This window comes from Martelella mediterranea, from assembly GCF_021021415.1.
Classification (GTDB): domain Bacteria; phylum Pseudomonadota; class Alphaproteobacteria; order Rhizobiales; family Rhizobiaceae; genus Martelella; species Martelella mediterranea_C.
On the sequence record NZ_JAINWJ010000032.1, the window covers coordinates 1 to 21,298 of the forward strand.

Genomic DNA, 21,298 nt, shown 5'->3' on the forward strand with positions numbered 1-21,298 from the left:
GGCGGCAAGGCTTTCCGAAAGGAAAGGCCATGAAAGACGGTAGCCATTGACTGGCTTTAGCCCGTCATGACGCCTTTCCGTATTCTCCGCAAGCCCTCACAACCCATGCTCACGTGCAATCATGTCGGCGGCCTTTTCGCCGATCATGATGGCGGCGGCGTTGGTGTTGGACGAAATCAGCGTCGGCATGATCGAGGCGTCGACCACGCGCAGGCCGTTGATGCCGTTGAATTTCAGCTCGGGATCGACCACGGCGCGCTCGTCCGCGCCCATGCGGCAGGTGCCGGCGGGGTGGTGGTCGGTCTTGGCGTGGCGACAGGCATAGGCGAAATAATCGTCATCCGTCTTCACCGCCGGCCCCGGCAGCATCTCGCGCTTGATGAACGGTTTCAGCGCATCCTGATGCATGATCTCCTGCGCAAGCTTTAGCCCGCGGATCGACATGTCCCGGTCGTGGGGATCGGCCCAGTAATTCGGGTCGATCAGCGGCGCATCGGCGGGATTGGCGGACTTCAGCCGCACCGAACCGCGCGAGCGGGGACGGAGATAGGCGGAATTCAGCGTGACGCCGGGATTGACCATCTTCTCCACGCCCGCCTCGATGCCGGAGCCGAGGCCCAGATGAAACTGGATATCCGGTGAGCGCGCGTCCTGTTCCGCATACCAGAAGCCCCCGGTCTCGAACAGGCTGGAGGCGACGGGGCCCTTGCGGGTGAGCAGATATTGCAGGCCGGCCACCGCGGACCAGAAGGGGCGGGCATATTTGTCATAGGTGAAATCGCCGGCGCATTCGAGAATGGTGAAGAGATCAAGATGATCCTGCAGGTTCTCGCCGACCTCCGGATGGTTGAAGACCGTCTCGATGCCGGCCGCGCGCAGATGGGCGGCCGGGCCGATGCCGGAGAGCATCAGCAGACGCGGCGAGCCGATCGCGCCCGAGGACAGCAGCACCTCGCGGCCCGCCGTCAGCACCTCGCCGGCGGCGGTTTCCACGCCGGTCGCCCGGCCGTTCTCGATCCGGATGCGGCGGGTCTCGACGCCGGTGCGGATGGTGAGGTTTGCGCGATGGCGCGCCTGGCCAAGATAGGCCTTGGAGGCGGAGGAGCGTCGCGCATGCTTCTGGGTCAACTGGTAATAGCCGACGCCGTCCTGCTTCTCGCCGGTCATGTCCGGGTTGAAGGGTATGCCGAGTTCGCCGGCCGCGCGGAAATAGGCCTCGCAGATCGGCAGCGGTGCCGAAGGCTTGGAAACGCCAAGCGGCCCGCCCTTGCCGTGATAGTCGTTGTCCCAGGTGTCGTTGTCCTCGGCCTCGCGGAAGAACGGCAGCACATCGTCATAGCCCCAGCCGGCGCAGCCCATTTGCCGCCATTCGTCGTAATCGAGCCGGTTGCCGCGGGTATAGATCTGGGCGTTGATGGTCGAGCCGCCGCCGATGACCTTGGCCTGGGTGAAGCGGATCGACATGTTGTTCATGTGTCGCTGCGGCACGGTGTGCCAGCCCCAACTGCCGATGCCCTTGGTCATCTTGGCGAATCCGGCCGGCAGCGTATAGAACGGATGCCGATCCGCGCCGCCCGCTTCCAAGAGCAGAACCTTGACCTCCGGGTTCTCGGAAAGCCTTGCTGCGAGCACGCACCCGGCCGAACCGCCGCCAACAATGATGAAATCATAGGCCATGCAATGATCCTCCCGGGACGGGGCTTAGCATATCTTTAGGAACGTTCCAAATAAATTCCACATATCAAGATCGGGGTGCTTGAGATGCAGGGAATGCAGTCGGCTGTGATACCTCACAAACGCGAAATCGAAAGCCCGCCATCCGCCGCGATCACCGAGCCGGTGGCGAAGGCGAAGCGGCCTTCGGCGAGCGGCAACACGGCGCTCGCGACATCCTCGGGCGTACCCCAGCGGGCGGCGGGGACGAGGCCGGCTTCAATGCGGGCGGTGTACTTGTCCTTCACGCCCGCCGTCATGCCGGTTTCGATGATGCCGGGGCGGATGTCGAAGACGCCGATATTTTCCGGCGCAAGACGCGCCGCGAACAGTTTTGCGGCCATGGCGGCGGCGGATTTGGAGATGCAGTACTCGGCGCGCTCGATAGAGACCATTTCGGCGCTGACCGAGGTGATGAAGATGATTGCGCGATAGCCCCGGTCATGGCCGAGCATGCGCTTTGCGGCCCCCTGCGCTAGGAAGAATGCACCCTTCAGGTTCACATCCATCACGAAGTCGAAGTTTTCGGGCGACAGGTCGAGCATATCGCCGCGGATCGGCGCGCCGACGCCGGCATTGGAGACGAAGGTGGTGAGCGGGCCGAGATCGTCCTCCACCCGGTCCAGAAGGGCCGGGATCGCGGCGATATCGCGCACGTCGTGGCGATAGTAGCGGGCCCTGTCGCCAAGAACGGAGAGTGCCTCAAGCACGGCGGGGCTGTCGGGATCGGCCTCGGCGGCGATCGCGACCGCATAGCCTGCACCGGCCAGGGCCCTGGCGATGCCGAGGCCGATGCCCTGCTGGCCGCCGGTGATCAGCGCGGTTTTCATGATGCAAGCTCCCTTTTGATGGCGTCGCCGGCCTTCAGCGCAAGGGCCGCAACCGTCAGCGACGGGTTGACGGCGGCGGATGTCGGCAGCGCCGATGCATCGGTGACATAGAGGTTGTCATGGTCGAAACTGCGGCAATCGGGATCGAGCACGGCGGTCGCCGGATCATCGCCGAGCCGCGCCGTGCCGCACTGGTGCGAGGGCACGCGGCCATCGAACAGGCGCGACAGCACGACGGGAAAGCCGGCGCGCCGCAGCGCCTGTTTCATCCGCTTTACCAGCCGGTTGTGCGCCTCCATGTTGGAGCGCCGCCACAGGAGCTGGATGTCGTTGCCCTTCAGCACAACCCGGCTTTCCGGGTCCGGCAGGTCCTCAGAGATTGCGTAGAAATCAACCGAATGGCGCGAAAGATGCGTTGCGAGCGCCATCGGCATGGAGGGCGTCGTCGCCTTCAGGATTCTCGGCACCACGCGGCCGAGCAACTGCACATTGCCGAGTGGCGGGCCGTTATGGCCGTCGGCGAGATACCAGTCATTGATTGCGAAGGTCTTCTGGTAGACGGCATCGTTCACGAAGCGCGGATCGTAGGCAATCATCGCCGTGGCATTGTGGTTCATGAAGTGGCGGCCGACCGCGCCGGAGGAATTGGCAAGCCCGGACTTCAGAAGAAGCGCGGCGGTCTGCACCGCGCCCGCCGCGAGCGCCACGATCTTCGGCGTCACCGTGATGGTTTCGCCGGCCTGCTCATAGGTGATGCTGGCGATCCGGCGGCCATCGGGCTCGGCCGTCAGGTGGGTCACGCGGGCGCCCGTTTCCATGCGCACATTGTTATGAGACAATGCGGCGGCGAGGGCGCAGGTTTCCGCATCCATCTTGCCGGAGCGGGTATCGGGATAGCCGTCCCAGCCGTCATTGCCGTGGGAAAGCCAGCGGTCGAGATCGACGCCGAGCGGCAGCGCCGCCGGGTGCAGCCCCGCCTTTTCCAGCCGGCGGCGAACGGCCGCGAGCGCCGGCTCGTCCGGTACGGCGGGATAAGGGTATGGCCCGGCATGGGGCGGCTCGGTCGGGTCCTCGGTGAAATCGCCGCGCACCTGATAGAGCGCTTCGGCGGCATCATAATAGGGCGCGAGCGTCTCATAGGGAAACGGCCAGGCGGGAGAGATGCCGCCGAGATGCTCCATCGCCTGGAAATCCTGCCAGCGGTAGCGGTAGAGCACCGCGCCGTAAAGCTTGGTATTGCCGCCGACATTGTAATAATTGCCGGGCGAGAACGGCTTGCTGTCCGCGTCCAGCCAGGTCTCATCCGAGCGGAAGGCGCTGTTTCTGTAGATCCGGTCCGGATCGCGCGCCGGCGCATCGTCGGGGATCTGCTGCCCGCGTTCCAGGATCAGGATCTCGGCCCCGGTGGGGGCGAGGCTTGCGGCAAGCGTCGCCCCGCCCATGCCGGAGCCGATGATGACCACATCAGGCGAAACCCGCATTTCTATCGAAGCCGCTCTTCGGTCTTGGGGTCGAAGGCGACGGCCTTGTCCATATTGACGGCGAAGGGGAAGACATCGCCCGGCTTGACCTCGACATCGGCGCGGAACCGGGCCGTGACCTCCTTGCCGCCCATTTCGGCGACCGCAAAGGTATCGGAGCCTGCGGGTTCCGTCACCTCGACCCTGGCCTTGATCATATGCACGGCATTCGACGAGCGGTCGGCCCCCAACTCGTCGGTGATCGCCTCCGGCCGGATGCCGAGAATGATGTCGCGTCCGCCATGATCGGTCATCGCCCCTTCGGGGAAGGGCAGCTCGGCGTCACTGCCATCGGCAAGCGCGAATTTCGCCACCGCCTTGCCGTTTTCGACCGTGACCTTCGCCGGAAACAGGTTCATCGAGGGCGAGCCCATGAAACCGGCCACGAACATGTTGGCCGGATTGTCGTAGATCTCCTTCGGCGTGCCGAGCTGCTGCACATGGCCGCCGAACATCACTGCGATCCGGGTCGACAGCGTCAGCGCCTCGATCTGGTCATGGGTGACGTAGACGATGGTGGTGCCGAGTTTCTGGTGCAGTTTCTTGATCTCGGTGCGCATGTCGACGCGGAGTTTCGCGTCGAGGTTGGAGAGCGGCTCGTCGAACAGAAACACGTCCGGATCGCGCACCAGCGCCCGGCCCATGGCAACGCGCTGGCGCTGGCCGCCGGAAAGCTGGCCGGGCTTGCGCTTCAAAAGGTGCTTGATCTGCAGGAGGTCGGCGACGCTGTCGATCGCCTTCTCCCGCTCCTCCTTCGGCACGCCGTGCATTTCGAGCCCGAAGGAAATGTTCTCGCCGACATTCATGTTCGGATAGAGCGCGTAGGACTGGAACACCATGGCGATGTTGCGGTCCGCCGGGCGCACGCCGTTCATCGAGCGGCCGTTGATCACGATATCGCCGGAGGAGACCGGCTCGAGACCGGCGATCATGTTCAAAAGCGTGGACTTGCCGCAGCCCGACGGGCCGACGAGCACGAGGAACTCGCCTTCCTCGACCTCGATATCGGTCTGGTGCAGGACGGTCAGGGAACCGAAGCTCTTGGTGACCTTGTCAATTTTCAGAAAACCCATTGGCCTTAACCCTTAACGCTGCCGGCCATCAGGCCGCGTACGAAATAGCGTCCGGCGACGATATAGACGAGCAATGTCGGCATCGCCGCCATGATCGCGCCGGCGAAATGGACGTTGTATTCCTTCACCCCGGTCGACGACTGGACGAGATTGTTGAGCGCCACCGTCATCGGCTGGCTGTTGAAATCGGAGAACGAGGCGCCGAACAGGAAGTCGTTCCAGATATTGGTGAACTGCCAGATGATGCAGACCACCGCGATCGGCCCGGAGGACGGCAGCAGGATGCGGCGGAAGATCGTGAAGAAACCGGCGCCGTCGATCATCGCCGCGCGCACCAGTTCGCTTGGAAACTGGGCGTAGTAATTGCGGAAATAGAGCGTCGAAAAGCCGATGCCGTAGACCAGATGCACGAAGATCAGCCCCGGCACCGAGCCAGCGAGGCCGATGATGCCGAGAATGCGCGCCATCGGAATCAGCACGATCTGGAACGGGATGAAGCAGGCAAACAGCAGCAGGCCGAAAATGATGTTGTGGCCGCGGAACTGCCACTTGGTCAGCACGTAGCCGTTGAGCGCGCCGAGCACGGTGGAGATCGCCACCGCCGGCACCACCATCTGGATCGAGTTCCAGAAATAGGGCTTGAGGCCTGTCGCCTGCACGCCGATCTGGGCGGTCGACCATGCGCTTTTCCACGGCTCGAAGGTCAGCGCCTCCGGCAGGTTCATCATCCCGCCGGCCTGGATTTCGCGGAGCGGCTTGAGCGAGTTGACCAGCATCACATAGAGCGGCAGCAGGTAATAGAGGCAGAAGATCAGGAGCACGGTGTAGATGAAGAACCGTGCGGTGCGGCCCGTCGAGACAACTTGAGTGGAAGCATTGCTGCTCATTGCTTCTTCTCCCTCAGTTCCGACCACAGATACGGCACCATGATGGCAGCAACCGACATCAGCATGATCACCGCGGAGGCAGCGCCGATGCCCATCTGGTTGCGGGTGAAGGTGTAGGAATACATGAAGGTCGCCGGCAGTTCGGTCGCCCTCCCCGGCCCGCCGCCGGTCAGCGCGATCACGAGGTCGTAGGATTTGATCGCCATATGGGCGAGCACCACGATCGCCGACATGAAGGCCGGGCGAAGCTGCGGGATCACGATCCGGCGATAGAGCGAGAAGTTGGACGCGCCGTCGATCTGGGCGGCCTTCAGCACCTCGCCGTCAATACCGCGCAGGCCTGCGAGGAACATCGCCATGACGAAGCCGGAGGTCTGCCAGACAGCCGCGATCACGATCGTGTAGATCGCCATCTGGTTGGACTTGATCCAGTTGAACTGGAAGCTGGTCCAGCCCCAGGAATGCATCACCGCCTCAAGCCCGATGCCGGGGTCCAGAAACCATTTCCAGGCGGTGCCGGTGACGATGAAGGACAGCGCCATCGGATAGAGATAGATCGAGCGGATGAAGCCTTCCGCCCGGATCTTCTGGTCGAGAAAGATCGCCAGCATCAGGCCGATCGCGCAACAGAAGATGATGTAAAGCGAGCCGAAGATCGCGACGTTCTTGATCGCGATCGTCCAGGCCCTGAGCCGGAACAGGTTGATATAGTTCTTCCAGCCGACGAGATCGAAGCTCGGCAGGATGCGGCTGTCGGTAAAGGAGAGATAGACGGTGAATGCGATGAAGCCGTAGACGAAGATCAGCACCATCGCCAGCGACGGACTGAGCACGATCTTCGGCAGGGCATCGCGTAGAAAATCCCCCGCTCTCCCGCTTCTTTGCGCGGACGAAGCCATTCAAACCCTCCGGATTGGCGGCTTTGCCGCCGGTGTTATTCGAGACGGTGCGACGTGCACCAATCAATCTCTCCCCTTAAGGGAGAGATGTCGCGAAAGCGACAGAGAGGGGTAAACCCTCACCGCTTGTTCAGAGTTTCGGGCTGGCGCTGCACCCCTCTCTGCCCTGCCGGGCATCTCCCCCTCAAGGGGGGAGATCGGCGCGCGGCGGGATCATCGCGCCCAACCAACGTCGCCTGAGGATGAAGCGTCGTTTTGCTTACCGGGCGGCGCTATTGCGTCGCCCGGTAAGATCACCCGCTTACTGCGCGATCTGAACCGCCGTCACCAGCTCGTCCGTTGCCGTTTCGGAATCATATTCGCCGTTGAACTGGGCGGTGATCACGTCGTACATCGCGTTCTTGACCGAGGCCGGGTTGGCGTGGCCGTGGGCCATGGAGCCGAACAGGTTACCCGACGACGAAGCCGCCGCCAGATCCTTCATGCCCTGCTTGCCGCAGGCGTCGAAATCGGCGTCGGAAACATCCGTGCGCGCCGGAACCGAGCCCTTGACGACATTGAAGGCCGACTGGAATTCCGGCGACATGATCGCCTTGGCGAGCGCCACCTGCTGTGCCGTCGGTTCGTCGCCCTGGTTGAAGAAGGCGAACTGGTCGGAGTTGAAGGTCACCTGATCCTGCGTGCCGGGGAAGCGGAAGCACAGGAAATCCTCGCCCGGCGTCAGGCCGGCCTTGAGAAACTCGCCCTTGGCCCAGTCGCCCATGAACTGGAAGGCGGCTTCATCGTTGATGACCATGGCCGATGCCAGGTTCCAGTCGCGACCGGAGAAGTTGTCGTCGACATAGCCGCGCAGAACGGTCATGCGGTCGAAGACTTCCTTCATCGTGTCGGAGCCGAGGGCTTCCGGATCGAGATCGATCATCGAGGCCTGGTAGAATTCCGGTCCGCCGGTCGCCATCACCACGGCGTCGAAGATGGTGGCATCCTGCCAGGGCTGGCCGCCATGGGCGATCGCCACCTTGCCGGATTCCTTGACCTTGTCGAGCGCCGCGACCAGCTCATCCCAGGTCTGGGGCTGTTCGATGCCAAGCTCGTCGAGGATCGACTTGTTGGCCCAGACCCAGTTGGTGGAATGGACGTTGACGGGCGCTGCGACCCAGTTACCGTCATTCTTCGAGAACTTCTGCAGCGCTTCCGGAACGACCTCGTCCCAGTTTTCCTCGGCCGCGATGTCGTTCAGGTTGGCAAGCGCGCCTTCCTCGGCCCAGTCGGTGATGTCGAAGCCGAGCATCTGCACGGCGGCCGGCGGATTGCCGGCGGTCACCCGGGCGCGCAGCACGGTCATGGCCTGTTCGCCGCCGCCGCCTGCAACCGGCATATCCTGCCAGCCGATGCCCTGATCCTGCAGGTTTTCCTTCAGCACGTTGAGCGCCGAGGCTTCACCGCCGGACGTCCACCAGTGCAGGACTTCCACATCCTCTGCCTTTACGGAAGTCGCCGAAGCCGAGGCCGCGACGATCGCGATAACGGCTGCACTTTTCGCAAAATTCAAACGCATAGTGTCCTCCTGTCTGCGTTTACAATCCCGCCGGGGGAGCATTGCTCCACGGGGCCCGGCAGGCATTTCCTCCTCATGTTCCCCTTGGAAGGGAACAGTTCATTCCACCCAGGGCGCGCGCGAGCGACCGATGCGCATCGTCACGGTTTTCACCTCCAGGTATTCCTCAAGCCCGTAGCGACCCAGCTCGCGGCCGAGGCCGGACTGCTTAACGCCGCCGAACGGCAACTCGGAATATCCATCCATCCAGGTATTGGTCCACACGGTGCCGGCCTGAACGCGGCGGGCGAAGGCGAGGCAGGTCGAAACATCCCTGCTCCAGACGCCGGCCGACAGCCCGTAGCTTGCGTCATTGGCCAGTGCGATTGCCTCCTCAATCGATTTAAAGGTCAGGACCGACAGCACCGGTCCGAAGACCTCCTCCCGTGCGATCGCCATGCCTGAACTGATATTTGTTACAACTGTAGGCCCATAGAAACGGCCTGACAACCCCGGGATTTCAAGCGCTCCGCCGCCGAGCGGGATCTCCGCTCCGGCCTCGCGCGCGGCCTCCACATAGCTATCGATTTTTGCAAAATGCGCCTCGGAAATGATAGCCCCTACTTTAGTCTTAGAGTCGAGCGGATCGCCGAAGGCGACCTTCCGCGAAAGCGCGACCACCTTCTCGGTCAGCGCCTCGGCGACATCCTCATGAACGATGATGCGCGAGCCGGAATTGCAGCATTCGCCGGCATTGAAGTAGACGCCGAAGACGATCGCGTCGGCGGCATCGTCGAGATCGCAATCGGGAAACACGACCTGCGGGTTCTTGCCGCCGAGTTCGAGCGAGACCTTTTTCAGCGTGCCGGCGCTGGCGCGCACGATCGCCTTGCCGACGCCGGTGGAGCCGGTGAACGACACCATGTCGACATCGGGGCTCTCGCACATCGTCGTGCCGACGGGGTCGCCATAGCCCAGAACGATATTGACGACGCCATCGGGAATGCCGGCCTCGATCAGCAGTTCGCCGAGGATGACGGTCGAGGACGGCGTCATTTCGGAGGGCTTGATCACGGCGGTGCAGCCGGCGGCCAGCGCATAGGGCAGTTTCTGCGATACGATCAGGAACGGGAAGTTCCACGGTGCGATCAGCGCGGCGACGCCGACCGGCTCCTTGAGCACCACGCCCAGCATGTCGTCGCCAAGCGTGTTGTGGCTGTCGCCGGAAAGCGTGCGGGCAAGGGCCGCGGCGTGGCGCCAGAGATCGGCGGCGCCCGTGATCTCGTCACGCGCCTGGGCGATCGGCTTGCCGCTTTCCAGCGTGTCGCGCAGCGCGATCCGCTCCAGATCGCGCTCGATCAGGTCGGCGACCTTGAGCAGCACGCCGGCGCGCTCCTTGCCGGAAATACGCGACCAGCGGCCGTCGTCGAAGGCGGTTCGGGCGCTGGCGATCGCGGCCTCGGTCTCGGCAACGCCGCCCTTTGCGGCATGGGTTACGGTCACGAGATGGGCCGGCGACTGACGCTCGAAACTTGCGCCATCGGCAGAGGTCTGCCACGTGCCGTTGATCAGGTGTCTGGCCTCGAAGACGGGCTCGTCGAGGCTTTTGACAGCGGGGATAATGGTAAGATCGGTCATGCCTATCTGCCCTTGAATGCGGGTTTGCGTTTTTCGCGGAAGGCGGCGACGCCCTCGGCCTTGTCGGCGGAGGCGGCGATCATGCCGCTGCCGAGCGTTTCAATCATGGCGGCGCTGTCCTCGCCGAAGCCGGCATGGAGCATGTATTTGGCGATTTCGGTGGCGTAGGCCGAGGCGGCGAGCGCGCCATCGGCGATATCGAAGGCGGCGGCGCGCGCGTCTTCGGCGATTTCGGCGGCGAAGCCGAGCGCAACCGCGCGTGTCGCATCGAGCCTGCGCCCGAACAGCGCCATTTCCTTGATCACCGGCTCCGGGAGAAGCCGCGCCAGCCGCTGCGTGCCCGACCATCCCGGCACCATGCCGATCTTCGGCTCGGGCATCGCGATCGTGGCATTGGGGGTCATGACCCGGATATCGCAGGCTGCCGCAAGCTCCAGCCCACCGCCCAGCGTATGGCCGTTAAGCGCCGCAATCGTCGGCTTCGACAGCCGCGCCAGCCGGTCGAACCGGCGATGGCCATCGCGCACCCAGTGGCGGGCGAATTCGGCCGGCGGCAGATCGCCCCAGGCCTGAATGTCCGCGCCGGCGCAGAACGCACGGTCGCCCTCGGCAGTGAGGATCACGAAGCGGATTTCGGGGTCGGCATCGATCGCGTCGAGGTGAGCCTCGAGCGCTGTCAGCATGTCCGGCGTGAACGCATTGAGCTTGGCCGGATTGTCGAGCCTGAGTTCGGCAATGGCATCGTGGCGGATGAGATGAAGGGCGCTCATATTGTATACTCCGGGCCTGTGGCCAGTTGCAGGGGCGGCGCGCAAACCGCGCCGGCGCCGCAACGGGCAATGTTATTGACAGACGCGACTATGCCGCCTTCCGGAGTGATTGGCCATAATAGTTTAGGTTTAAAATAAAAATGGAGGGCGGCCGGGGACGGCTTTACGCCATTTTTTGCCATGGCGCTCACAGCACCAGCCCCATCGGCTTTTCATCCAGCAGCGACAGCGGCATCATGGTTGCGTTCTCCGCAACCCGCACCCTGCCGCCGGAGGCCGCTACAATGTCGCGCTCGGGGTCGATGCCCGGCATGATTTCGGTGGCGACAAGACCGTCATCGGTGATCCGCATCACGCAGCGTTCGGTGACGTAGAGCACGTCCTGGCCGGTTTCGCGGGCGCGGCGGCCGGAAAAGGTGACATGCTCGACCTCGTCGACCATCTTGGAGAATTTGCCGGGCTTTTCGACCTTCAGGCCGTCGGCGGAGAGGACAAGCGCCGCCGCGGCTTCGAAAAGCCCGGCAAAAACGATCCTGCGGGCGTTGGCGGTAATATCGACGAAACCGCCGCAACCGGCAGTCAGGTAGGGCTTCTTGCCAAGCTTGGAGACATTGACATTGCCCTCGCGGTCGACCTCGAGGAAGGACAGGAAGGAAACATCGAAGCCGCCGCCCTGGAAATAGGTGAACTGATTGGGGGACGGCATGAAGGCATCGGCATTGGAGGCGCAGCCGAAGGCGAAGCCCGTCAGCGGCACGCCGCCGACGGCGCCCTGCTCGATCGCCCAGGTCACCTTGCCGGCATGGCCTTCCTCAAGCAGAATGCGCGGCACCAGCGCGCAGATGCCGAAGCCGAGATTGGCGGTCTCGCCCGCGCCGAGTTCCATCGCGGCGCGGCGCGCAATGACCTTTTCGACGCCGTGTTCGGCAAGCTCGAAATCCTCAAGCGGATGGATGATCTCGCCGGAGATCGCCGGGTCGTAGAAGGTCTCGGTGGTCTGGTACTGGCCGGGATCGACCACGATGAAATCGACGAGATGGCCGGGAACCCGCACATCATGCGGCCGCAACGTGCCGGCCGCCGTCACGCGCTTGACCTGGGCAATCACGATGCCGCGATTGTTGCGCGCGGCGATCGCCTGATCGAGCCCGCCGAGATAGGCGCCCTCATGCTCATAGGTGAGGTTGCCGTGTTCATCGGCCGTGGTGGCGCGCAGGATGGTCACGTCGGGGGCGAAATTTTTAAAGTGCAGCCAGGTGTCGCCGGCAAAGTCGACGCGGGAGACGATCGGGCTTTCCGCCGCGCGGTCATTCATGGCGCAGCCCTGCCGCTCGGGATCGACGAAGGTGTCGAGGCCGACCTTTGTCAACACGCCGGGGCGTTTGGCCGCGACATCGCGCTGCATGTCGAACAGAATGCCGGAGGGCACGTTATAGGCGGCGATCCGGTTTTCGACGACCATCTTCCAGATTTCCGGCATCGGCAGCGACGAGGCGCCGCTCGGATAGGAGCCGGCGATCACGGTGTCGAGCAGACCGTCCTGCGCGATATGGTCGATGCCCTTGATGCCATACATGTCGCCGGCGGCGATCGGGTGGATCGTGGTGAGCCGGCGCGGCTGGCCGGTTGCAGCAAACCGCGCGCCCAGCGCTTCCAGCACCTTGTCCGGGCAGCCCAGACCCGAGGAGGAGGAGACCGAGACGACGGCATTGTCGGCGATATGGCTGACGGCGGCCTCGGCGGTGACGATTTTGCCCGGCATTTCAGTATCCTTCGTAATTGACGTCGATGGCCCGGCCTTCTAGCGCCGACTGCCGCACGGCCATGGCGATGGCGAGCGATTTCACGCCGTCGACCCCGTCCGCGGCCGGACGGTCTTCGCCGGCAACGGCGCGGTTGAAGGCCGCGATCGCGTATTCGTAGAGGCCTTCGCTTTCGTAAGGCACATCAGTTTCGCCGGCCTCCGTCACCAGCGTGACGGTTCCGGTCGGTCGCTGCGACATGACGTTGCGGGCGAAGATCGAGCCCTTGCTGCCATGAACTTCGAGGCCGGAACCGGCAAACGGATGCGTGAAGCTCTCATGGCTCTGCACCATGATGCCGGACGGCATGGTCCAGACCGACATCACGCTGTCCTCGACGCCCTGCCCGAGACCGGAGCTGACGGCCTGGGCCACGACCCGCTGCGGGTCCTCATCAAGGTAGAAGCGCACGGTATCGGCGTCATGCACCGTGATGTCCGGGATCACGCCGCCGCCGGCCGCCGGATTGTCGATGCGCCAGCCGCGCAGGTGCTCCGGCAGCATGACGGCGTGGAATACCCGCATCGACAGCACCTTGCCGATCCGGCCTGCGGCAATCAGCGCCTTGGCGGCGCGATGGGCGCCGGCGCAGCGCAAATGATGGTTGGTGGCAAACACGAGACCGGCCGCGCGCGCGGCCTCCACCATCGTCCTTGCGTCCGCGACGCTCATCGCCAGCGGCTTCTCGCACAGAACATGTTTGCCGGCGGCAATGGCGGCCAGCGCCTGGTCGCGATGCTTTTCATTGGTGGTCGAGATATAGACCGCGTCGATCTTCGGACGCGCCAGAAGGGCGGAGAGATCCGTGTCGGCGTTGGGGATGTCATGGGCGGCGGCATAGGCATCGGCGCGCGCGCGGCTGGACGAGAGCACGGCGTTGACGCTGTTGCCGGACTGCGCCCTGATTGCGGCGATGACATATTCTGCCGCGATCGTGCTGGCGCCGATAAGCCCCCACTGCATGCTCTTCCTCCCGATTTGGCACGTTCCAAATTTTTCCGATTTCTATGCCATCGGTTGCGCCACGTCAATCCGTGCCCGAAAATTTAGTATAGTTTGGGATAATCGGGCGAAGGAGCCATGCATGGTTGCCCGTGTCTTTCGCATGGACTACCTAAAATCTGGGGAAGCCATGTTCTCAGGCCACAAGACCGCGCGGTAACGCAATCACTGTTCATATTGTGCGACTACAGGTAAGCTTTGTTGAGAACATGGGTTGAGCTGATCTGTTATGATCAGGAACATGCTTTTGTGGCGGCAGAGGCATAGGCGGCAAACAAGCCGGCAGGGATGATTGAGTGCTGAATATTGTGATACCGATGGCCGGTCGCGGCAGCCGTTTTGCCGATGCGGGCTATAGCGACCCGAAGCCGCTTATTCCGGTGCATGGCAAGCCGATGATCCAGGTGGTCGTCGAAAATCTGACGCCGGCCGTCGATCACCGCTTCATCTTCATCTGCCAGTCCAGCCATATCCGCGATTACGGGCTTGAGGAAAAGCTGAAAGCGCTTGCCGGAAATGTCGAGATCATCGGCATAGATCATATCACCGAAGGCCAGGCCTCGACCGTTATGCTTGCCGAACATCTGATCGACAATGACGATCCGGTGATGACCGCCAATTCGGACCAGTATATCGACATCGACATCAATGATTATCTCCGTTTCATGGATGACGGCGGCTATGACGGGATGATCATGACGATGAAGGCGGACGACCCGAAATGGTCGTTCGTGCGTGAGGAAAATGGCCGGGTTGTTGAGACCGCGGAAAAGCGGGTAATCTCCAACGACGCCACGGTCGGCGTCTATAACTTCAAGACCGGACGCGATCTGATGGCGGCGACGAAGGCGATGATCGGCGACGACGAACGCGTCAATGGCGAGTTCTACATCTGTCCGGCCTATAATTACCTGATCCGGCAGGGCCGCAGGATCGGTCATTATTCGATCGGCAACGAGGCCGACGGCATGTATGGCCTCGGCATACCCGCGGATCTGGATCTGTTTCTGGCCCATCCCGTTTCGGAAAAGGTGCGCTGATGGAAGTTCTCTCGCACAGGGGGCTTTGGGAGAGCGTCGCGGAAAAGAACGCCATGACGGCCTTCGCCCGCTCCTTCGATCGCGGTTTCGGCACGGAAACGGACCTGCGCGACCATGCGGGCGAGATTGTCATCGCCCATGACATGCCGACAGGGAACGAGCCGCGGCTTACGGACGTTCTGGATGTCATGGCCGGCCGCAATCTGATGCTGGCGCTGAACATCAAGGCGGACGGGTTGAGCGGCAAGGTCAAGGAAATACTGGCGGCCTATGGTCACACCAATTATTTCGTGTTCGACATGTCGCTGCCCGATCTGGTGCGGCAGGTGGCGGACGGGTTGACCGCGTTCACGGGTTTGAGCGATCTTCAGCCCAATGCGCCGTTGCTGGAGGAATGCGACGGGGTCTGGCTCGACTGTTTCCGTTCCGACTGGTTCGGGCCGGGCCTTATCGAGGGGTTGATTGGCCAGGGGAAACGGGTCTGTGTGGTGTCGAGCGACTTGCACCGGCGCGATACGGCGCTGCAATGGTCGATCATAAAATCGGCCAAATGCATCGATAGCAGCCGGCTCTATTTGTGCACCGACGCGCCCGAGGCGGCGCGGGATTATTTTTCGGGAGAGTGAAGATGGCGATCAAGGCAGTCATTTTCGACATGGACGGCGTGCTGATCGAGGCCAAGGAATGGCACTATGACGCGCTCAACCGGGCGCTCGGCCTGTTCGGCTTCACCATCGAGCGCCACGAGCATCGCACCGTCTATGACGGCCTGCCGACGCGCACCAAGCTGCAGCGTTTGAGCGTGGAGAAGAAGCTGCCGCCCTATCTGCACGGCTTCATCAACGAAATGAAGCAGCGCTACACGATGGAGATCATCTATGAGCGCTGCCGGCCGCGCTTTGATCACGAATACGCGCTGTCGCGCCTGAGGATGGAAGGCTATCACCTCGCCGTCGCTTCCAATTCCACCCGCGATACCGTGATGCTGATGATGGAAAAGGCGAGCCTAGCGCCCTATCTCGATTTCAAGCTTTCCAACCAGGACGTCACCAAGAGCAAGCCGGACCCGGAAATCTATCTGAAGGCGATCGAGCGCATGGGGCTTTCCCCCAAGGAATGCCTGATCGTCGAGGATAATCCCAACGGCATCCAGGCCGCGACCGCTTCCGGCGCGCATGTGATGGTGGTGAAGGAAGTGGACGAAGTCAATTATGCCGGGATCAAGGCGCGGATCGCCGAGATCGATCAGGCAGCCAAGTCAGTGGGGTCGGCGGCATGAAGATCGTTGTGCTGATGGGCGGTGAAAACCTCGACATCAAGAGCGAGTTCTATCCGCTCTACATGACGGAGTTCAACGAGGAGCTGGTTCTGGAGCGCCAGATCGCCGGCCTCCAGAAGCTTTCCCCGCGCGAGATTATCTTCTGCGTCAGGTCCGCCGATATCCGCAAGTTCAATGTCGACGACGTGATCCGCCAGACCACCGATAACGGCCTCTGCGTCGAGGTCGCTGGCCCGACGGCGGGCTCGGTCTGCACCGCGCTTCTGGCGGCTGAACATATCGACGAGAACGAGGAGATCGTGCTGGTCGCCGCCGACGAACTGGTCGAGGCCGATCTTGACGGTATCGTCAAAGCCTTCCGCGCGGGTGATTGCGATGCCGGCGTGCTGGCCTTCCGCTCGGTGCATCCGCGCTATTCCTTCGCGTTGCTTGGTGAGGACGGCGATGTCTGCGAGGTCGCCGAAAAGCGGCCGATCAGCAAGCATGCGCTGGTGAGCTTCTATTATTTCCGCAGCGGCAAGGATTTCGTGCGCGCGGCGCTCAACGTCGTGCGCAAGGATCGCAAGATCAACAATGCCTTCTATATCAGCCAGACCATCAACGAGATGATCCTGCGTCACGCCAAGGTCGGCATCGAGTTCATCAGCAATGACAGGTTTCATCCGTTGAAGACGGAGATGCAGCTTGCGCAGTACATCTCCCAGCTCAACGACCACAAGGAGGGACTGCTGCATTGAAGACCGCGCGCCTTGACGACATGGTGAAGGGCTGGTTCATCGGCAATTTCGACCCCAGCCTTGCAAAGACCGAGGATGTGGAGGTCGCGGTCAAGCGTTATGATCGCGGCGACAGCGAGGCCATGCATTTTCACAAGGTCGCCACCGAATACACCGTCGTGGTGCAGGGGCGGATCCGGATGAACGGGATCGAGTATGGCGCTGGCGACATCATCGTGATGGAGCCGGGAGAGGCGACTGATTTCGAATGTCTGGAGAATGACAGTATCAATGTCGTGGTGAAGCTTCCGGGCGCAACGGACGACAAATATATGGGAATTGCCCGGCAGGATTGACGTGTATCGGGACTGAAAGTCCGGCGAACTGCGCGGGAAATAGTTCTCGGGTGCTCCGTAACGGCGTTATATTTCGTAGCTCTACATCCGTTTGGGTTCCGTGTAATGTATGAGTTTATCAAGCTGGGGCACGCTGATCGTAGGGTGTGAGAAGATGGACAAAGGCGAAATCACATTTCTGTTCCAGGGCGTGGTGGACAAGTCTTTTCTGCGCGGCAGCTTCGCCGCGGTCAGACGCTTCTTTCCCTCCTCCAGGATCATTCTGTCGACCTGGGTCGGGACCGATACGTCGGGTCTCGACTGTGATGAAGTGGTGCTGTGCGAGGATCCGGGCTTTTTCTATTATTCCCCGCGCGCCGGCGAAAAACCCAATAATGTCAACCGCCAGATTGTCGGCACCCGCGCCGGGCTGGAGAAGGTCGATACCCGTTTCTGCTTCCGCATGCGCACCGATTTCAGGCTGACGGGCGACGGGTTCCTGCGGTTTTTCGATGCCTATCCGGACAGCGTCGATGCCTATCAGGTGTTTTCGCACAAGCTGCTGGCGGCCTGCTATTTTTCGCGCAATCCGCGCTCGCGGGTAAGCTTTCCGTTCCACCCCTCGGACCTTGCCTTTTTCGGCTACACCGACGACATCCGCAAGATGTTCGACGTGCCGCTGATGACCGAGGAGGAGGCGAACTGGGATACCGGCGGCCAGCGCTATAACCGCTATACGCCCGAGCAGCATATTTTCGTCAACGCGCTGCGCCGCGACGGCCGGCATGTGCCCTGCGCGTTTTACAAGGACGCCAATCCGCAGGCGATCCTCGAAACCGAGAAATATTTCGCCTCGAATTTCGTCTTCCTCACCTTCGACCAGTTCGACCTGATGCCCTCCAAGCCGACCTTCGTGATGAAGGTGCATCCGAACTCGTTCATGACCTGCTACACCCATAATGAGTGGATCGGGCTTTACCGCAAGCATGTCGACGCCAGCACGCCGGTTCCGGCCGAAGACCCCGAGCGCGAGCGGATTGAAAAGTTCTACAAGCCCTACAAAATCTGTCGTCTGATCGGCAACGTCATCTCGCTGCCATTCAAGAGCAAGGTCCGCCGCCGGAAAATCCGCACCGGCGTGCTGGAGTTTTTCCTGCTGCCGCGCTGAGGCGACCGCGCTCCCGGCGCAAGGCCGGGGCACGCGGTCTGGAGGGTCAGGAAGGCGTCACGCCGATTCCTGGTTGCTTTCCGGATTGAGCGCGGTGACCACGTCGGAGGGGCGGATGCTGCCGAGCGTCTTGCCATCCTTGCTCACCACGCGCAGCACCTTGCCATCGCCGAGCGCATCCATCATCGCCGCAAGCTTGGTTTCGGCCTCGACGGTGGGCGAATCCGCAAGCGCCTCGTCCTCGCTCATCACGTCCTGCGCGCGCAATACGCCCAGCGGGTTCACATTGGCGACGAAGTCGGCGACATAGGCGTCGGCCGGCTTGCGCACGATTTCCGACGGCGTGCCGCACTGGACGATCCGGCCGCCTTCCATGATCGCGATCCGGTCGCCGATCTTGAAGGCCTCGTCGAGGTCGTGACTGACGAAGATGATGGTGCGCTTCAGGTTCCTCTGCAGCTCGATCAGCTCATCCTGAAGCCGCGTGCGGATCAGCGGGTCGAGCGCGGAGAACGGCTCGTCCATCAGTAGGATCGGCGCCTCGGTGGCAAACGCGCGGGCAAGGCCGACGCGCTGCTGCATGCCGCCCGACAATTCGCCGACAAGCTTGTCGCCCCAGTCCTGCAGGCCGACCAGCTCAAGCTGGGCCCTGGCCTTTTCAAGCCGCTCCTTCTGGCTCATGCCGGCGAATTCCAGCCCGAGCGCGACATTTTCCACGACGGTGCGCCATGGCAGCAGGCCGAATTGCTGGAACACCATGGAAACCCGTGACAGGCGGATGTTGCGGAGCGTCTTGGCGTCCGCAGCCGTCACGTCGGTCATGCCGTTGCCGTCATTGACCAGCACGCGGCCGCGGCAGACCGGGTTCAGCCGGTTGACGGCGCGCAGCAGGGTCGACTTGCCGGAGCCGGACAGGCCCATCAGCACCAGAAGCTCGCCCTCGCCGACGGAAAGCGAGCAATTGTGGACGCCGAGCACCTGGCCGGTTTCCTCCTGCACCTCGGCGCGGCTCTTGCCCTCGTCCATCATCGGCAGGGCTGATTGCGGCCGGTCGCCGAACACGATGTTTACATCTTCAAAAACGACTGAATCGGCCATTACCTTTTCCTCTCGATCTTGAGAACGCGGTCAAGGATGATCGCGACGACGACGATGACGAAGCCGCTTTCGAACCCGAGCGCCGGATTGACCTGGTTGAGCGCGCGCACGACCGGCACGCCGAGCCCGTCGGCGCCGACGAGCGCCGCGACAACCACCATCGACAGCGACAGCATGATGGTCTGGTTCAGGCCAGCCATGATCTGCGGCAGGGCATAGTGGAGTTCGACCTTGGTCAGCTTCTGCCAACCGGTGCCGCCGAAGGCGTCCGCGGCCTCAAGCAGGGGCTTGGGCACGGAGGAGACGCCGAGATAGGTGAGCCTGATCGAGGCGGGAACGACGAAGATGACCGTTGCCAGCAGGCCGGGCACCATGCCGATGCCGAAGAACACGATCGCCGGGATCAGGTAGACGAAGGGCGGCAGCGTCTGCATCAGGTCCAGGATCGGCTGCAGGACCTGATAGAGGCGGGGCCGGTGGGCCGCGAAGATGCCGATCGGAACGCCGATCGCCATGCAGATGATGCAGGACGAGATCACCAGCGCCAGGCTTTCGGTGGTTTCCTCCCAATAGCCCTGATTGACGATGAACAGGAAGCCGAGAAAGACGAACAGCGACACCTTCCAGTTGCGCTGCATCCAGTAGGAGGCGGCAGTCACGATCACCGCGATCACGATCGGTCCCGGCGCCTGCAGGATCCACAAGAGCTGGTCGATCAGCCAGCCCATGACCTCCGCCAGACCATCGAAAAACCAGCCGCCATGCATTTGCAGCCAGTCGAAAATATCCTGGGCCCATCGTCCCAGCGGGATTTTGTAATCCGTCAGCCAGTGCAAGAGACTGCTCCTTTGTTCCCCAAATTCAGCGTGTCGAACCGCGCGGCCGGCCAAGGCGACGCAATGCGGTCCGGCCCCGGCATTCTGCCTCGGGCCCGCGCCGCGATGTCCGCGGCCAAAATATCATCATCGAAAAAGGAAAGCCCGGAAAGCGTTGGCTTGCCGGGCTTGGAGTATTTTAGAGACCGAGCGATTTCTTGACCGCCGGCAGCCCCGGCTCACCGGAGGTGGTGGTCACGCCCTCAAGCCAGGCGTCAAGGGCATCCGGATTGGCCTTGATCCATTCGGCGGTGGCATCGCCCTCGTTTTCGCCGTCGTTCAGGATCTTGCCCATGACTTCATTTTCCATCGGCAGGGTGAACTTCAGGTTTTCAAGCAGCTTGGCGACATTCGGGCACTCTTCGGCATAGCCCTTGCGGGTGACGGTGCGCACGATGCCCTCGCCGCCGAAGAAATCCTCGCCGCCGGTGAGGTATTTCAGCGAATAGCTGGCGTTCATCGGATGCGGTTCCCAGCCGAGGAACACGATCGGCTGTTCCTGGCGGTACTTGCGGCCGACCATGGCGAGCATGCCCTGCTCGGAGCTTTCGACAACCTCGAAGCCCTCAAGCCCGTGCTTGTTCTCCTCGATCAGCGAAACCAGATAGGCATTGCCTTCATTGCCGGGCTCGATGCCGTAGATCTTGTGATCGAGCTCATCGGCGAACTTGGCGATGTCGCCATAGGTCTTCAGACCCTTCTCATAGGTATAGGTCGGGACAGCGAGCGTGTACTTGGTACCTTCGAGATTGGTGGCGATAACATCGATTTCGCCCTCATCGAGATAAGGCGTGATGGCGCTGGTCTGGGCCGGCATCCAGTTGCCGAGGAAGACATCGACATCGTCGCTCTTCAGCGACGCGAAGGTGACCGGAACGGACAGGACCTTGACGTCGACCGTATAACCGAGGCCTTCCAGCAGGTGCTTGGCGGTTGCCGTAGTGGTGGTGATATCGGTCCAGCCGACATCAGAGAAGCTGACGCTATCGCAGGCGGTTGCTTCCTGCGCCTTGGCGGCGCCGGCGGAAAGGGCGGTCGCGGCGGCAAGCGCGGCGAGGGACAGTTTCAAGTTATAAGACATGTCAGCGTTTCCTTTCGGTTCGTTTGTCGAAGGCC

At 62.4% G+C, this 21,298-nt stretch carries 20 protein-coding genes; 6 read left to right on the forward strand and 14 right to left on the reverse strand.

All coding sequences use genetic code 11. The features are described from left to right. Positions 1-96 precede the first annotated feature (96 nt). The 11 genes from K7H91_RS17340 to K7H91_RS17390 form a co-directional block, all read right to left on the reverse strand. Positions 97-1,677: a GMC family oxidoreductase gene (locus K7H91_RS17340; RefSeq protein WP_230721485.1), complete on the reverse strand. Its 1,581-nt coding sequence runs from the start codon at positions 1,675-1,677 to the stop codon at positions 97-99. Between the two features lie 113 nt (positions 1,678-1,790). Then, positions 1,791-2,543: a 3-ketoacyl-ACP reductase gene (locus K7H91_RS17345; RefSeq protein ID WP_230721486.1), complete on the reverse strand. Its 753-nt coding sequence runs from the start codon at positions 2,541-2,543 to the stop codon at positions 1,791-1,793. Next, positions 2,540-4,024: a GMC oxidoreductase gene (locus K7H91_RS17350; protein WP_230721487.1), complete on the reverse strand. Its 1,485-nt coding sequence runs from the start codon at positions 4,022-4,024 to the stop codon at positions 2,540-2,542. The genes K7H91_RS17345 and K7H91_RS17350 overlap by 4 nt, the downstream gene beginning before the upstream one ends. A gap of 2 nt (positions 4,025-4,026) precedes the next feature. Further along, the gene (locus K7H91_RS17355; protein ID WP_230721488.1) at positions 4,027-5,136 is read right to left on the reverse strand and encodes an ABC transporter ATP-binding protein; all 1,110 of its coding nucleotides are present in this window, start codon (positions 5,134-5,136) and stop codon (positions 4,027-4,029) included. A 5-nt stretch (positions 5,137-5,141) separates the two neighbouring features. Then, positions 5,142-6,023 carry a carbohydrate ABC transporter permease gene (locus K7H91_RS17360; protein WP_230721489.1) on the reverse strand — a complete coding sequence of 294 codons (882 nt, stop codon included), beginning with the start codon at positions 6,021-6,023 and terminating at the stop codon, positions 5,142-5,144. Continuing rightward, positions 6,020-6,922 (reverse strand): carbohydrate ABC transporter permease, encoded by a 903-nt coding sequence (locus K7H91_RS17365; protein ID WP_230721490.1) that lies wholly within the window; start codon positions 6,920-6,922, stop codon positions 6,020-6,022. Before K7H91_RS17365 ends, K7H91_RS17360 begins: the two co-directional genes overlap by 4 nt. A 301-nt stretch (positions 6,923-7,223) precedes the next feature. Continuing rightward, entirely contained in the window at positions 7,224-8,480 is a 1,257-nt protein-coding gene (locus K7H91_RS17370) for an ABC transporter substrate-binding protein (RefSeq protein WP_230721491.1), read from the reverse strand. Positions 8,481-8,579: 99 nt separating this feature from the next. Continuing rightward, positions 8,580-10,097 carry an aldehyde dehydrogenase family protein gene (locus tag K7H91_RS17375; protein ID WP_230721492.1) on the reverse strand — a complete coding sequence of 506 codons (1,518 nt, stop codon included), beginning with the start codon at positions 10,095-10,097 and terminating at the stop codon, positions 8,580-8,582. Positions 10,098-10,099: 2 nt separating this feature from the next. Next, positions 10,100-10,867: an enoyl-CoA hydratase/isomerase family protein gene (locus K7H91_RS17380; protein WP_230721493.1), complete on the reverse strand. Its 768-nt coding sequence runs from the start codon at positions 10,865-10,867 to the stop codon at positions 10,100-10,102. A gap of 187 nt (positions 10,868-11,054) precedes the next feature. After that, positions 11,055-12,629, reverse strand: coding sequence for an acyl CoA:acetate/3-ketoacid CoA transferase (locus K7H91_RS17385; RefSeq protein ID WP_230721494.1), 1,575 nt, complete (start codon positions 12,627-12,629; stop codon positions 11,055-11,057). Between the two features lies 1 nt (position 12,630). Beyond that, complete coding sequence (locus K7H91_RS17390) at positions 12,631-13,632, reverse strand: Gfo/Idh/MocA family protein (RefSeq protein ID WP_230721495.1); 1,002 nt, start codon at positions 13,630-13,632, stop codon at positions 12,631-12,633. Between the two features lie 335 nt (positions 13,633-13,967). On the opposite strand from K7H91_RS17390, the gene K7H91_RS17395 reads away from it, so the two are divergent. The 6 genes from K7H91_RS17395 (at position 13,968) to K7H91_RS17420 (ending at position 18,209) form a co-directional block, all read left to right on the forward strand. Continuing rightward, positions 13,968-14,711: a glycosyltransferase family 2 protein gene (locus K7H91_RS17395; RefSeq protein ID WP_230721496.1), complete on the forward strand. Its 744-nt coding sequence runs from the start codon at positions 13,968-13,970 to the stop codon at positions 14,709-14,711. After that, complete coding sequence (locus K7H91_RS17400; protein ID WP_230721497.1) at positions 14,711-15,337, forward strand: phosphodiesterase; 627 nt, start codon at positions 14,711-14,713, stop codon at positions 15,335-15,337. The genes K7H91_RS17395 and K7H91_RS17400 overlap by 1 nt, the downstream gene beginning before the upstream one ends. A 2-nt stretch (positions 15,338-15,339) precedes the next feature. After that, complete coding sequence (locus tag K7H91_RS17405; protein WP_230721498.1) at positions 15,340-15,990, forward strand: HAD family hydrolase; 651 nt, start codon at positions 15,340-15,342, stop codon at positions 15,988-15,990. Further along, positions 15,987-16,727, forward strand: a complete 741-nt coding sequence (locus K7H91_RS17410) for a hypothetical protein (RefSeq protein WP_230721499.1) — start codon at positions 15,987-15,989, stop codon at positions 16,725-16,727. The genes K7H91_RS17405 and K7H91_RS17410 overlap by 4 nt, the downstream gene beginning before the upstream one ends. Further along, positions 16,724-17,062, forward strand: coding sequence for a hypothetical protein (locus K7H91_RS17415; RefSeq protein WP_230721500.1), 339 nt, complete (start codon positions 16,724-16,726; stop codon positions 17,060-17,062). The genes K7H91_RS17410 and K7H91_RS17415 overlap by 4 nt, the downstream gene beginning before the upstream one ends. Before the next feature lie 154 nt (positions 17,063-17,216). Further along, the gene (locus K7H91_RS17420) at positions 17,217-18,209 is read left to right on the forward strand and encodes a WavE lipopolysaccharide synthesis family protein (protein ID WP_230721501.1); all 993 of its coding nucleotides are present in this window, start codon (positions 17,217-17,219) and stop codon (positions 18,207-18,209) included. A 57-nt stretch (positions 18,210-18,266) separates the two neighbouring features. Here K7H91_RS17420 and choV read toward each other — a convergent pair whose 3' ends face one another. The 3 genes from choV to choX form a co-directional block, all read right to left on the reverse strand. Next, positions 18,267-19,307 (reverse strand): choline ABC transporter ATP-binding protein, encoded by a 1,041-nt coding sequence (gene choV, locus K7H91_RS17425; RefSeq protein WP_230721502.1) that lies wholly within the window; start codon positions 19,305-19,307, stop codon positions 18,267-18,269. Next, positions 19,307-20,143, reverse strand: a complete 837-nt coding sequence (gene choW, locus K7H91_RS17430; protein ID WP_230721503.1) for a choline ABC transporter permease subunit — start codon at positions 20,141-20,143, stop codon at positions 19,307-19,309. Before choW ends, choV begins: the two co-directional genes overlap by 1 nt. A 178-nt stretch (positions 20,144-20,321) precedes the next feature. Then, a complete protein-coding gene (choX, locus tag K7H91_RS17435; protein ID WP_230721504.1) occupies positions 20,322-21,263 on the reverse strand; it encodes a choline ABC transporter substrate-binding protein in 942 nt (313 codons plus the stop codon). Between the last annotated feature and the right edge of the window lie 35 nt (positions 21,264-21,298).